Source organism: Paenibacillus sp. UMB7766-LJ446, assembly GCF_030226665.1.
GTDB classification, from domain to species: Bacteria; Bacillota; Bacilli; order Paenibacillales; family Paenibacillaceae; genus Paenibacillus; species Paenibacillus vandeheii.
The window spans coordinates 1-13,838 of sequence record NZ_JASOYM010000013.1 but is presented as its reverse complement, the minus strand read 5'-3'; the positions used below and the strand labels follow the sequence as shown (position 1 = coordinate 13,838).

Sequence of the window (13,838 nt, the reverse complement as noted above, 5' to 3'; positions counted from 1 at the left end):
AGATTCGTGTGTTGATTTTCAAATAAATATTTATGATACAATAATAGGGACTCTTAAAAAAGGATTGATTCTAATGAAGAAAGCAGACAAGTCAGCCTCCTAATTTCACTTTAGAAAAAATTAGGAGGCCTATCAAATGAACTTTAATAAAATTGACATAGATAATTGGAATAGAAAAGAGATATTTAATCATTATTTGAACCAACAAACGACTTTTAGCATAACCACAGAAATTGATATTAGTGTTTTATACCAAAACATTAAACAAATAGGATATAAATTTTATCCTTCATTAATTTTCTTAGTGACAAGTGTGATAAACTCAAATACAGCTTTTAGAACTGGTTACAATAGCGAGGGAGATTTAGGTTATTGGGATAAGTTAGACCCACTGTATACGATTTTTGATAGTGTATCTGAAACATTCTCTGGTATTTGGACTACTGGAAAGAATGACTTCAAAGAGTTTTATGATCTTTACCTCTCCGATGTAGAGAAATATCAAGGTTCCGGGAAATTGTTTCCCAAAACACCTATACCTGAATATACTTTTTCCATTTCTATTCTTCCATGGACTTCATTTACTGGGTTCAACTTAAATATCAATAATAATAGTAATTATCTTCTGCCCATTATTACAGCAGGAAAATACAATAAGGAAGGTAATTCAATATATTTACCGTTGTCTTTACAAGTCCATCATTCGGTTTGTGATGGTTATCATACAGGATTGTTTATGAACTCTATACAGGAATTCGCAGATAGATCTAATGACTGGCTTTTATAATAATTAGAAAATGAGATGTCTCACAAGCTCTTAAAAAATGCATATCGATGAAGAGTACTAACCTGATATGTTCAAACGGGACGAAGCAAAGGTCTATCCTGCTTCGTCCCGTTTATGCTTTTCCATCATTCTTTTCAAATGGTTGGGTGTACCTCCATTTACCAAGGAACGGTTTCTTTTTGCTTTACAATTTAAAAACGGGGCTGTCCCTAGCCATTTTATGACTTATGGGACAGCCCCGTTCTAATGTCACTAACTTGCCTGCTAGCTAAATAAAGTATCGCCAGTCTAACATTTTATTTTCTCGGTGTATATAGAACTTTATTTTCATCTGTCTGTCATCTTTGAAATTAAAGTCTATCCCTTACTCTACCGTTACGCTTTTCGCCAGGTTACGTGGTTTATCCACATCGTGGCCCAGTGCCAGGGAAGCGTAGTATGCAAGCAATTGCAATGCTACAACGGACAGAGCCGGGCTAAGCAATGGCAGCGTCTTAGGAATAGCAAACGCTTGGTCAACAGATTTCAGCAATGGTGCTACGTGCTCTTCGTACGTAATTGCCAGTACGTCTGCGCCACGTGCTTTCACTTCTTTGATGTTGCTCACGGTTTTCTCCAGAACGTTCTCCTGTGTTGCCAGAGCAATGACAGGGATACCGTCCTCGATTAATGCGAGCGTACCATGTTTCAACTCACCCGCAGCATACGCTTCGGAGTGAATATAAGAGATCTCTTTCAGCTTCAACGAACCTTCTTGTGCTACTGCATAATCCAGACCACGGCCGATGAAGAAGAGATGTTCATGTTTGGAGATTTGTTCTGCATATCCTTTAATGGCTTCCGCTTGCTCCAGCATGGATTCCACTTGCTCAGGCAGAGCTTGCATTGCTGCCAGCGTGTGCGCGATTTCTTCTGCTGTTTGTGTTCCACGAACTTGCGCAAGGTACAGACCCAGCAGGTTGAACGCGATCAATTGCGAAGTATACGCTTTGGTGGAGGCTACTGCAATTTCCGGTCCTGCCAGCGTTGCGATTACATCGTCTGCATCACGTGCAATGGAGCTGCCCACAACGTTAGTGATGGCGAGTACATGCGCACCATTCGACTGTGCTTCACGCAGTGCAGCAAGGGTATCTGCTGTCTCACCGGATTGGCTCACTACGATTACAAGTGTATCTTTGCTCACGATCGGGGAACGATAGCGGTATTCGGAAGCAACATCTGTTTCTACCGGAATACGCACCAATTGCTCAATTACAGTACGTCCAACCAGACCCGCATGGTACGCCGTACCACAAGCAATGATTTGAACGTTACGGATATTTTTAATTTGCTCTTCAGTCATTTTCAACTCAGGAAGTTGAACCTTTTTGGTTTCATTATCGATGCGACCCAGCATTGTATCACGATATGCTTTTGGTTGCTCATGAATTTCTTTCAGCATGAAGTGCTCGAATCCGCCTTTTTCTGCGGTTACAGCATCCCAATCGACACGAATCATTTCCCGAGAAATAAAGTTACCTTCAATCGTCATCAATTCGACAGCATCATGTGCCAATACAGCCATTTCACCATCATTCAGAATGTACACGTTACGTGTATGTTCCAGAATTGCCGGGATGTCGGAACCAATGAAGTTCTCGCCTTCACCAATACCAATAATCAATGGGCTTGCTTGACGCACAGCTACGAGTTTCTCAGGCTCATGCTCTGTTAATACACCCAGTGCGAATGCACCACGCAACAACGTGATCACTTTTTGCACTGTTTTAACGATATCACCATTGTATTCACGTGCGATCAGGTGAGAAATAACCTCAGTATCTGTCTCAGAAGTGAACGTGTGACCTTGAGCCATCAATTCGTCCTTCAGATCCAGGTAGTTCTCAATAATACCGTTATGCACAACAGAGAACTTCTGGCTTCCATCCGTGTGTGGATGAGAGTTCTCATCAGATGGTTTACCATGAGTTGCCCAACGTGTGTGTCCAATTCCGGCATTACCTACCAGTGGTGCACCATCCAGCTTAGCCTCAAGGTTCGCAAGACGACCAAGAGCTTTCGTGATTTGCAGACCTTCTGGTGTGAATACCGCGATACCTGCAGAATCATAACCACGATACTCAAGCTTTTTCAATCCTTCGACCAATACCGATTGAGTGTTCTTATTACCAATATATCCAACAATACCGCACATAGTTTATTTCCTCCGATTGTATATGAATACTGTGTCACGAAGAGAAACAGGCTGGCACGGCATATCAGAAAAATGAAAATGATTGCCTAACGTATCATGAAATCTTTCAATTATTCAATTATCAATGATCAGAGCAGCCTTTTGCCGCTCCGCAGTCATAAGCTGTTATTAGATGCAATCATGAATGTACATCATTTTCCCGTCCGCGCTTTGTTCACGCTCTTCGCGCACATTCATTTGAATTTTAGTTGATTCTTGCACCTACCGGCGCGTTGTGTGGACAGTCACCCATCCATTTTCCGCAATCCGGTTTACGGTTCTGGTGCATCACCGGGAGGTCCCCGCCGAACAATCCGAACACCTCCACCTCGTCAGCTTGATTGCCGTCGATCCTGCTCAGTAGTCTCTTATACTTCAAGATTCGTACCGATCAAAATCCTTCCCGCGCAACTTCAAGCTCTGGCGCTTGTGTAACTAGTACCTTACGATCCTCACTTTCTGTGTCTGAATGACGACTCCACTCATTATATGCACGTCAGGTTCATTTTGCAATGGAGCAAAGTACCTGTGACAATTTCGGCATATTTACCCACAATCCCGACCCGATAAACAGACCCATGGTCTCACTAGGCCGGGACGTAGGAATATGGTTTTGTTTGGCATAACCCCTGTTAGATTAAGCCTTTTGAGACAGTGATTCCCTTGAAACAACTGTGTCTGTAAGACCTATCGATCAGGTCCTATACTTCCTATACCAGTTCTTTTTGTACTACATCTGCAATTTGAGACACGAATTGTTCAAGTTCATTCTTATCTGGTCCTTCCGCCATAACACGGATCAGGGATTCGGTCCCGGATGCCCGTACAAGTACACGTCCATTATCGCCCAGCTGTTGCTCTACTGTAGCAATCGCTTGCTCAATGGCAGAATTGCCCTCGTATTTGCTCTTATCTTCAACACGCACGTTCACCAATACTTGTGGGTACTGGGTCATCAGCGCCTTAAGTTCACTCAGCTTTTTACCGGAAGCTTTCAAGGTATCCACGAGCTGAATCGCTGTCAGCATGCCATCGCCTGTTGTATTGTAATCCAGGAAAATAACATGACCGGACTGCTCTCCACCCAGGTTGTAACCCCCACGGCGCATTTCTTCCATCACATAACGGTCACCTACGGCAGTCTTCGCTGTTTTCAGTGCCAGTTTCTCCGTTGCTTTGTAGAATCCGATGTTACTCATTACGGTAGATACCACAGTACTGTCTTTCAGCTTGCCTGCACGATTCATCGCATCACCACAGATGCACAGAATAAAGTCACCATCAACCTCAGCACCTGTCTCATCAATAGCAATCAGACGATCCGCATCCCCGTCAAAAGCAAGACCCAGATCGGCTTTATGTTTCAGCACCTCTTGTTTCAAATTCTCCGGGTGAGTTGACCCGCATTGCTCATTGATATTCAGGCCGTTAGGCTCAGCGCCTATAGCAATGACTTCTGCACCAAGTTCTCTGAACAATTTGGGTGCCAGCTCATAAGCTGCTCCATTAGCGCAGTCCAGAACAATTTTGAGTCCTGAGAACGACTCATTTACCGTTGTTTTCAGATAGTCCAAATAACGATAACGGGATTCTTCATCCACGGTTACGGTTCCCAAACCACCACCTACAGGACGCGGCAATTGATCTGTTTCTGCATCCATCAGTTCTTCGATCCGGTTCTCCGTCTCATCCGACAGCTTGAAGCCATCTCCGCCAAAAAATTTGATTCCGTTATCCTCAACCGGATTGTGGGAAGCCGAGATCATTACCCCTGCATCGGCCTTAAGCAGACGAGCAATATACGCCACTCCAGGAGTGGATACAACGCCCAGACGAATTACATCGGCGCCAATGGATAGCAAACCTGCAACCAGTGCGGATTCCAGCATCAGCCCCGAGATACGGGTATCCATACCGATAACCACTTTTGGTCTTTCCACACCACCTGCAAGCACATAACCACCACAGCGTCCGATGCTGTAAGCCAGCTCCGCCGTTAACTCTTTATTGGCAACACCTCTTACACCGTCTGTACCAAAATATTTCCCCATGATCTAACTCCTTCTATTCGCATCATATAAGAGCATAAACGTTATTTTAAAATTTTGAACTGAACATTTTCTTTTACGGGTTGGAGCCACTATTGCTGCTGCCGCTGTTATTGGAGTTACCTCGATTGGTATTCCCCTGCTCGCTCTGCTCCTGATTGTCCGTATTCGATTCTGGTTCTTCTTCTCCAGGAGCAGTTTCGGTATCCCCATTCTCAACTTCGACTGGTGAAGGATCAGGCCCTATCGTCCCTTCATCCTTTGGATCCTCGCCGGGAGCAACCGTCGCATCATCAGCCTTTTCACTAATCTTGACGGTAGCGCTCAGATCATTTGATGATTCATCCAGTTTGGCAAAACGAGGCAAGTCAGCCTCAAGCTTTATTTCATGCGTGCCTACCGTAAGTCCAGCAAGATCCGCAGTCAGCTTAATATCATCGCTACTTAGACCTTCAAGCATCGTTGAAGAACCTTTAAGCGTAATATTTAAGCCACCGCTTTTGGGAGTAACCAATGTCCCCTCCAGCCCGTTCCCGGTGCCAGTAAGCGTAATGGGCACGTTCGGAAAGACTTTGGTCGTCTCCTGAAGCTCATCGAAAGGCGATACCGTCACCTTAAGCTGAATCGAACTAGGCTCGATTTTCTCAAAACCGGAAGGCGGCGTCAAGTCCACGTTAACTGTCGACGTTCCTGCCTCATCAAACTGTGTAAGATCAAGGGTTACTTGGTCGTAGGACTGTATACCCGCAAGAGCATCCTCTGTACCGTAAACCGAGACTTCTTTCACGCTTGGCTCAACCGTGGAGAGCACCAGCCCCTCCGGCAGTTGTCCTGAATATTTGATTCTTAAGGGTACAGTTTTATAGGGCTGCCTGACCGGAATCCGAACTTCAACGGTCTCTGGTGTAACAATCGCATTTTCAATGACCTTGCCCTCGGCGTCCAATGCCTGAAGCTTCACTTTTTTCTGAACCACGTCATCCTTCGCATCCTTCACGCTCACACTGCCCTGAACCTTCGCTACGGCGTCAAGCTGCCCTTCCGGCAGAGTTACCTTTACTGGACCCGAAGGTTCAACAACGGGCGTTCCAGCGCTGTATCCGGCGGAAGGTTCTCCTTCGGGTACAATATTCACGTCGAAAGATTTGGTGCCCAGTTTTTCCACGTTGACTGTAACCATGGAAGGCTCCATGCTTACCACTTCAACTCCTGAAGGCAGATCGGGTACTAACGGTAACGTATTGGACCCATCTTTCACCTGACTCAAATCCACTAGCACTTTATAATCATCATTCGTAAAAATCGAAGTTAACATCGAGCGCTGCCCTTTAATCTCCAGACGTACTTCATCCGTACTTAATGAAGTAAGGACGTAGGAGTTGCTGTCGAGCCCATAGGGCTGAATAGGCACGGTACGCTCCACAACCTTATTGGTCGTCCCAGTTGAGATTGTCGGCGTAGTTGGTACTTCATCCAGATGTATCATGAACCAAAGCAACAAACTCACCGCTAAGGCTAGAATCTTCGCAAAATTGTTATTGTTAAACCATTTATCCATTTTTACGCCCTCCCTTCCGTTTCCAGAAGGTAGTCCAACCATTCTTTTTACTTAGATTGGATGTTGGACGCAGTTCTTCGTACAGTTTGGCAATCAGCGATTCTTCCTTGATATCCCGGACGACCTGTCCATTCATTGCAAGAGACACTTGACCCGTCTCCTCTGAAACAACCAGACAGATCGCGTCTGCCACCTCAGTAATCCCGATTGCTGCACGGTGACGCGTTCCCAGCTCCTTGCTGATAAACGGATTTTCAGACAATGGCAAATAACAGGCTGCCGCCGAAATCTGTTTGCCCTGTATAATGACGGCTCCATCATGGAGCGGTGTATTCGGAATAAAAATGTTAATCATCAGCTCCGAGCTAACCAGTGATTGCATCTGGATCCCGGACTCCGTGTAATCGTTCAGGCCGGTTTCGCGTTCGAATACAACCAATGCACCAATTTTTCGCCGTGACAAATAATTGACGGACTTAATGATCTCACCAATTAACACCGTTAATTCTTCGTCACTTGCCGCTGCCGAGCGTCCAAACAGCTTGCCACGGCCCAATTGCTCCAGACCACGGCGAAGCTCCGGCTGAAAGATAATAAAGACCGCAACGACACCAAACGTAAACATCTGGTTCATCAGCCATTTGAGCGTATAGAGATTTAGCCACGTACTTAGTGCCCAGATCACCACAAGGAACAATATACCTTTTAGCAGTTGAACCGCCCGGGTGCCTCGCACGAGCAAAATCAGTTTGTACATAATATAGGTAACGATCAATATATCGATAACGTCCTTAATGGACTCTTTCCACGTTAAGTCAGCAAAATAGTTCATAAGCCAGCCCCCGCTATCCCCATTGATGAGTAAACCCTGATCTCATATTAACCCATTAGGATTTAAATAATCCTTATCTCGCATTTTTGCATCATTCGATTCAAGCTCGTTCCCAGGCACAAAATATAACGAATTGAACCATTTCGATCTATATTTTGCTGATTGAAGGACGCCCTTTGAATTTATGCAAAATGCTTATCTATATGTAGTAGTATGTTCTCTTTAGTATCTAGGTTATAACGTTAACGTTCAGGTTGCAAGTTACGGGAGTCACAAACTGCGCAGAAACAGCACAAATCCCATAAATTACAAAGTTCATAAGATAAAAAAGAGTACCCCAGCAATCTGGAGGTACCCTGCTTGGTATATACCATTGAAGAAGTCACCCTATATTAGCGGTATGCCACTTCATTTACCATATTGGTTATTTTGTACCAGAACCAGTCCAGCGCCTGATCAATACTTTTCACCTGACCGGAAATATGCGCCGTTGAAGCCTGATACAGCTGTCCGTCGATGACCGTCAGATTGCCATTTACATCACCGTACACCTGGGCAGTTCCATTCTCTATCGTAAGATCGCCAGCAATGGACTTACCCTCCGGAACAATAACCGTGTTTCCTTCAATCACGATCTGGTCCAGATTATTTCCCTTAACGACCATTTCGTTATTCTGATTCCAGAAATTCCAGGCGCTAAAGAGCATCACGACCAAAAAGAAGGCTGCCGCCGTCAGCGCGGGATGTCCTTTGACCCATTTGAGCCATACTTGCTGTCTCTTGGGCTGGGGCAGAGCATTCATAATTCGATTGGTCAGCTCATCCGAGGCAGACGGTGAATAGTGTTTCATGGCAAAGAGTAGCATTTCCGTCTGTTCCAACTCTTTAAAGCGCATGCGACAATCCGGACAGGTCACAAGGTGACTTTTCAGGTCAACCTTCTGGGCCGGGGACAACGACTCATCCAAACATTCATGCATTAAAGAGACGGCCGAGTTGCAATCCATATGAGAGCCAATCCTTTCTTAGATCACTTAGTCCTTGCATTGCCAAAAAGCACGCATAAGACTTGCATACATTACATACGCATCCGTTTCGGATATGTTTCAAATAATTTCGCCCAAAATAAAGACGTTTTACATTTACAACTTATACTCCAGTTTTTTACGCAAAAAATCACGACCCCGATGAACACGAGTCTTAATCGTTGTTACGGGCATACCTGTCACATCACTGATTTCCTGTAGCGACAAGTCCTGTAAATATCTCAAAATCATGACTGATTTATACTTGACCGGCAAACTGTCAATCGCTTCACGAATAAGTGTCTGTGTCTCAGACAAAAGTGCTTCGCTCTCTGGTGTACGATCATCACTAGGAAGCATCGCATAACCGTCAGATCCTTCCTGATCATTCAGCTCTGCATCCAATGAGTAAGAAGGCTTCTTCCGCCGTAAACGATCAATACACAGATTGGTTGCAATCCGGTAAATCCATGTTGAGAACTTCTGGTTCGGATCATACTTCTCCATATTGCGAAACACACGCAAAAACGTCTCCTGTACAACGTCTTCGGCTTCATGACGATTGTTCAGCATCCGGTATGCCAGATGAAACAGCTTGTCCTTGTATAATTCAACGATCTCTGCAAAGGCCCGCTGGTCACCTTTCAGTACCAGCTTAACAAGCCTGTTCTCCAAATTGTCCACCCTTATTCCCCCAGACATGCTGATGGGTCTTCCGCCTTCTAATACCCGTCCACACTTGTAATTCACCAATCAAATCGTAAATCAACTTTGGTCAAAAATCAAGACTGTGCCGGAAAATATCCGCCAAAAACAGTAAAAACGGGAACTCCAGAAGGAGTCCCGTTTCATCTCTCACCCAAGCTGAGGAAAGAATTAAGCTTTTTGCTGTCTACATGGCTGTAAAATTCATTTCATTAATTCTTAAGCAGCTTAACGATCAGCCCGTATTCCGAAGTCCTGCAGCAATACCGTTAATCGTCAGCAGCACTTCACGCAGCAGCTCTGTGTCATCCTCGCCGCGCTCACGCATGTCTCTGAGCTCACTCAGAAGTTGGACCTGCATGTAGGACAAAGGATCGACATACGGATTACGAAGTCGGATCGACTCTTGAATCACCGGTACATCATCCAGAATTTCAGCTTCTCCGGTAATTTTCAGAATCAGCTCTTTGGTAAGCTTGAATTCCGATTCAATCTGACCATAGATGCGATCACGTGCTTCCTTATTGGAAGTCATGGCCGAGTATTCCTTCGCAATGACCAGATCTGCTTTGGCAACAGCCATCTGCACCGTATCAATTAGTGTACGGAAGAATGGGAAGTTTTCATACATTTCTTTCAGGACAGTCAGGTTTTCTTCCTTATCCTGATAGTAACTTTGCAGTCCCGTTCCTGCCGCATACCATGCGGGAAGCAGATAACGACTCTGGGTCCAGGCAAATACCCAAGGGATCGCTCTCAGATCCTCGAACTTGTCGCTGTTTTTCCGTTTGGATGGACGTGAACCAATATTTAGTTCTCCCACCTCAGGCAGCGGTGTCGATTCCTTGAAGAAGGTAAAGAAGTCTGGATCACGGAAAATAAGATCCTGGTATTTCGTCAGGGATACTTCGGAAATATCCTTGATAATGCTGTCCCACTGTTGCTCCGATGCCGACTCTTGCGGCTCCAGACCGTTCAGCGCAGCTGTAATCAAAGCCGATGTGGCCTGCTCAAGACTGCGGTATGCAATTCCCTGAAGGGAATAACGGGAAGAGATAACCTCACCCTGCTCTGTAATCTTAATGCCCCCGCCAATAGTATGTGGTGGTTGAGCAAGAATACTGCGATTGAGAGGCATACCTCCACGTCCAAGCGCTCCGCCGCGTCCATGGAAGAACTTCAGTTTAACGCCATGTTCATTACCAACAGCGGTAATGGCATTCATCGCTACACGCAGCTCCCAGTTCGCTGTAACAACCCCGCCATCCTTGTTGCTGTCCGAATAACCCAACATGATTTCATGCAGTTCATTCCGCCCGCTTACACTTGCACGGTAAACCGGAAGGTTGAACAGCTTCTGCATAATTTCCGAAGCGGCATGAAGATCATCAATCGTTTCAAACAATGGAACTGCTTGAAGCGTAGATACCACTTCACCGTTATGTTCTTTGCGGAACAAACCTACTTCTTTAGCAAATACCATAACTTCGAGCAAATCACTTGCCCCTTGAGTCATACTAATCAGGTAACTTGTGATACAACCGGTCCCAAACTCGCTCTGTGCACGCTTGATCGTACGGAATACGTCCAGACACTCTTTGGTCCCCTCTGTGTATTGGTGATAAGGGGAAGTCAGCGGACGAGGGTCATCCAGCAAACGAGCCAGCAAATCAATTTTGCCATCCTCCGTCAGACGAGCATAATCTTCTACGATGTTCATCTTCGCCAAAATCTCCGACATCGCATTTTCATGTTCCTTACTGTGTTGGCGCACATCCAATGCAGCTGTATGGAATCCGAACAGCTCCACTTGACGGATCATTTTGCGGATAGTCGTATCGGCTACGTAATCGGCAAAGTGATGGCGCAGGCTGCGATCAATAATCATCAGATCATCCATCAGTCCTTGAGCATTGTCATAGCGGTCTGGCTGTCCTACTTTGTTCTCATCCAAAACATTGTTTAGCTTGGCAATCATGTAAGCCAATTTGATGCGGTATGGCCCTTTTTCGTTCCGCCACATATCCACTTTTTTCAATGTTACACAACTACGGTCCTGCTCAATAGACTGCACCAGCTCATCCGATACGCTGATGATGTTCGTGCTGAAGCTGAGATGTCCCATAAGTTCAATCATAATCCGTTGATACTCACGCAAAGCGAGCTTACGCTGCATCAACAGGGTCTGCCATGTTACATCTGAAGTTACCGAAGGATTTCCATCCCGGTCTCCACCGATCCAGGAACCGAACCGCAAATACGTCGGCACATGCCAGTCATGGTCAGGATAAAATTTATTCAGGCAGCGTTCAAGCTCCTGATATACATCCGGAAGTACGTGGAACAACGTTTCATGAAAGTAATACATCCCGTTCCGTACTTCATCGAGCACAGTCGGTTTACGGTCACGAAGCTCATCGGTCTGCCATAGAGTAATGACTTCGTTCAGCAGCTTCTCCCGCAACTGTTCACGTTCACGCAACGTCAGCGTAGGATTATCAAGTGACATGACATCTTCGGATATCCGTTTGTGGATGTCCAGAATAACCCGACGCATAGCTTCGGTTGGATGAGCTGTCATTACCAGTTCCAGCGATAAATCGTCTAGAATATCCTCTACTTCCGTATGAGACAGTCCACGTTCCTTCAGATCCTGTACTGCTTTTTCAATCGAACCTGGCTGCACAGAATCTCCTGCAGAACGTTCATAATCCCGTTTACGCCGGATCCGATGGTTTTGTTCAGCAATATTAACTAATTGAAAATAAATCGCAAAAGCTCGAATCACCTGATGGCGATTTTCCGAGTCTAATTCCTGGATCATCGTTTTGAACTCTGCATAAAGTTCTGGTAAGAACTCTGCACGCAACGATTTGCTCGTTTCCCGAATCTTCTCAACGATATCTAGAAGCTCCGTGCCTCCTTGATGGACAAGAACTTCTCCGAGTATATTGCCCAGGAACCGCACGTCTCGCCGAAGCAGGTTGTTGGATTGGCTTTTGCTGGCGGTTACCATAGTTTCAGTCATGCTTATCCTCCCATCTGATCGTTCCATTCGTACACGTAAATTTGACACCTTCATAACATCATACAATAAAATGGTACGAAAATCTTTATTTTTCTACTAGTAAAAATGGGGATTTACCCTGATTTACAGCACAAAAACACGCTTTTTTATTCATTTTCTTATTCTGCTTCGATTAATGGTCAGATGCTGTCGCATGATACCCTTTTCACGTACTTTTCATCATTTGAATAACTCATACCTATACTTATTTCCTCATAAATATACAGTTAGACTGAGAATGTTCATTGTACCTGATTGGGTTCATACTGCACTATTCCATTGTTACAAACCAGACGAAACATAAAGAAACATGACAGGCAAAGCAAGCTTTTGTATACTTTATCACAGTGATGCAATAAATTAAAGAGTGTATTTATAATTTTTTGCTTCTTTTAGCAGAAATAATGAAGAGGTTAGAGGTACTTACACTTATCAAATGAGTAGAGGGGAAGATTGGTATTATAATGAGGTATTGTTTCTATAAATAAAAGAAAAGCCTCTGTGTAAACAGAGACCTTTCAATGAAACATGAAGCGGGTGATGGGAATCGAACCCACGCTATTAGCTTGGAAGGCTAAAGTTCTACCATTGAACTACACCCGCAAATAAAAATCGGGATGACACGATTTGAACATGCGACCCCCTGGTCCCAAACCAGGTGCTCTACCAAGCTGAGCTACATCCCGATACTCATGAAAATAATGGCGCGCCCTGAGAGATTCGAACTCCCGGCCTTTTGATTCGTAGTCAAACGCTCTATCCAGCTGAGCTAAGGGCGCATATAAAACTTTAAAAAGATTGGAGCGGACGATGGGAATCGAACCCACGACCCTCGCCTTGGCAAGGCGATGCTCTACCGCTGAGCCACGTCCGCAAAACCTATGCGCGTGGAGGGACTTGAACCCCCACGTCGTGAAACGCTAGATCCTAAGTCTAGTGCGTCTGCCAATTCCGCCACACGCGCATGTGAAAAGTGAGTCATGAAGGGCTCGAACCTTCGACACCCTGATTAAAAGTCAGGTGCTCTACCAACTGAGCTAATGACTCAAACTAAAACTAAAATGGCTGGGGATATAGGATTTGAACCTATGCATGACGGAGTCAAAGTCCGTTGCCTTACCGCTTGGCTAATCCCCATTAAGTTAAGTGGTGGAGGCTGAGGGGATCGAACCCCCGACCCTCTGCTTGTAAGGCAGATGCTCTCCCAGCTGAGCTAAGCCTCCATCCTATGACCCGTAGGGGATACTCTCACTTCATTCGGAGACTGCGAAGCAGTTGCTAACGAAGTTAATCCTCCGACGAACCTTTGGGATTCCCATCCCTTTTTTAAGCTAATAAATATAGCTATGACCCGTAGGGGATTCGAACCCCTGTTACCTCCGTGAAAGGGAGGTGTCTTAACCCCTTGACCAACGGGCCCCATTTCCAAAGCTCTCAACCGGGATCGAACCGGTGACCTCATCCTTACCATGGATGCACTCTACCTACTGAGCTATGAGAGCAAATGGCTCCCCGAACAGGGCTCGAACCTGTGACAACTCGATTAACAGTCGAGTGCTCTACCAACTGAGCTATCAGGG

At 45.3% G+C, this 13,838-nt stretch carries 8 protein-coding genes, 10 tRNA genes and 1 pseudogene; 1 reads left to right on the top strand and 18 read right to left on the bottom strand.

The window, feature by feature from the left end; genetic code table 11:
- Window positions 1-136 precede the first annotated feature (136 nt).
- Window positions 137-788 (top strand): annotated as a pseudogene (catA, locus tag QP794_RS25835) (type A chloramphenicol O-acetyltransferase); the annotation flags it as partial.
- Window positions 789-1,151: 363 nt separating this feature from the next.
- Here catA and glmS read toward each other — a convergent pair.
- From glmS to QP794_RS25745, 18 genes are all read right to left on the bottom strand, one after another.
- Complete coding sequence (gene glmS / locus QP794_RS25830) at window positions 1,152-2,984, bottom strand: glutamine--fructose-6-phosphate transaminase (isomerizing) (protein ID WP_285079634.1); 1,833 nt, start codon at window positions 2,982-2,984, stop codon at window positions 1,152-1,154.
- A gap of 244 nt (window positions 2,985-3,228) precedes the next feature.
- Entirely contained in the window at window positions 3,229-3,402 is a 174-nt protein-coding gene (locus QP794_RS25825; RefSeq protein ID WP_285079633.1) for a hypothetical protein, read from the bottom strand.
- A 331-nt stretch (window positions 3,403-3,733) separates the two neighbouring features.
- Complete coding sequence (gene glmM, locus QP794_RS25820) at window positions 3,734-5,074, bottom strand: phosphoglucosamine mutase (protein ID WP_079350259.1); 1,341 nt, start codon at window positions 5,072-5,074, stop codon at window positions 3,734-3,736.
- Window positions 5,075-5,147: 73 nt separating this feature from the next.
- Complete coding sequence (locus tag QP794_RS25815) at window positions 5,148-6,629, bottom strand: CdaR family protein (RefSeq protein WP_285079631.1); 1,482 nt, start codon at window positions 6,627-6,629, stop codon at window positions 5,148-5,150.
- Window positions 6,622-7,461: a diadenylate cyclase CdaA gene (gene cdaA, locus QP794_RS25810; protein ID WP_024631513.1), complete on the bottom strand. Its 840-nt coding sequence runs from the start codon at window positions 7,459-7,461 to the stop codon at window positions 6,622-6,624. The genes QP794_RS25815 and cdaA overlap by 8 nt, the downstream gene beginning before the upstream one ends.
- Window positions 7,462-7,853: 392 nt before the next feature.
- Window positions 7,854-8,468 (bottom strand): zf-HC2 domain-containing protein, encoded by a 615-nt coding sequence (locus QP794_RS25805; RefSeq protein WP_024631514.1) that lies wholly within the window; start codon window positions 8,466-8,468, stop codon window positions 7,854-7,856.
- A gap of 135 nt (window positions 8,469-8,603) precedes the next feature.
- Entirely contained in the window at window positions 8,604-9,170 is a 567-nt protein-coding gene (gene sigW / locus QP794_RS25800; protein ID WP_285079628.1) for an RNA polymerase sigma factor SigW, read from the bottom strand.
- A gap of 256 nt (window positions 9,171-9,426) precedes the next feature.
- Window positions 9,427-12,219: a phosphoenolpyruvate carboxylase gene (ppc, locus tag QP794_RS25795; RefSeq protein WP_285079626.1), complete on the bottom strand. Its 2,793-nt coding sequence runs from the start codon at window positions 12,217-12,219 to the stop codon at window positions 9,427-9,429.
- Window positions 12,220-12,790: 571 nt separating this feature from the next.
- Window positions 12,791-12,861: transfer RNA gene (locus tag QP794_RS25790), tRNA-Gly, on the bottom strand.
- A gap of 9 nt (window positions 12,862-12,870) precedes the next feature.
- Window positions 12,871-12,944 (bottom strand) — tRNA-Pro (locus QP794_RS25785).
- Window positions 12,945-12,960: 16 nt separating this feature from the next.
- A tRNA-Arg gene (locus QP794_RS25780) sits at window positions 12,961-13,037 on the bottom strand.
- 20 nt (window positions 13,038-13,057) lie between these two features.
- Window positions 13,058-13,132 (bottom strand) — tRNA-Gly (locus tag QP794_RS25775).
- A gap of 8 nt (window positions 13,133-13,140) precedes the next feature.
- Window positions 13,141-13,222 (bottom strand) — tRNA-Leu (locus QP794_RS25770).
- A gap of 10 nt (window positions 13,223-13,232) precedes the next feature.
- Window positions 13,233-13,305: transfer RNA gene (locus QP794_RS25765), tRNA-Lys, on the bottom strand.
- A 15-nt stretch (window positions 13,306-13,320) separates the two neighbouring features.
- A tRNA-Gln gene (locus tag QP794_RS25760) sits at window positions 13,321-13,395 on the bottom strand.
- Window positions 13,396-13,405: 10 nt separating this feature from the next.
- Window positions 13,406-13,481 (bottom strand) — tRNA-Val (locus QP794_RS25755).
- Window positions 13,482-13,605: 124 nt separating this feature from the next.
- Window positions 13,606-13,677: transfer RNA gene (locus QP794_RS25750), tRNA-Glu, on the bottom strand.
- Between the two features lie 10 nt (window positions 13,678-13,687).
- A tRNA-Thr gene (locus tag QP794_RS25745) sits at window positions 13,688-13,760 on the bottom strand.
- Window positions 13,761-13,838 lie beyond the last annotated feature (78 nt).

Bases quoted from the DNA above. Each gene is read 5' to 3' on its own strand.
- glmS (WP_285079634.1), bottom strand. From the start codon at position 2,984: ATGTGCGGTATTGTTGGATATATTGGTAATAAGAACACTCAATCGGTA.
- glmM (WP_079350259.1), bottom strand. From the start codon at position 5,074: ATGGGGAAATATTTTGGTACAGACGGTGTAAGAGGTGTTGCCAATAAA.
- QP794_RS25815 (WP_285079631.1), bottom strand. From the start codon at position 6,629: ATGGATAAATGGTTTAACAATAACAATTTTGCGAAGATTCTAGCCTTA.
- cdaA (WP_024631513.1), bottom strand. From the start codon at position 7,461: ATGAACTATTTTGCTGACTTAACGTGGAAAGAGTCCATTAAGGACGTT.
- QP794_RS25805 (WP_024631514.1), bottom strand. From the start codon at position 8,468: ATGGATTGCAACTCGGCCGTCTCTTTAATGCATGAATGTTTGGATGAG.
- ppc (WP_285079626.1), bottom strand. From the start codon at position 12,219: ATGACTGAAACTATGGTAACCGCCAGCAAAAGCCAATCCAACAACCTG.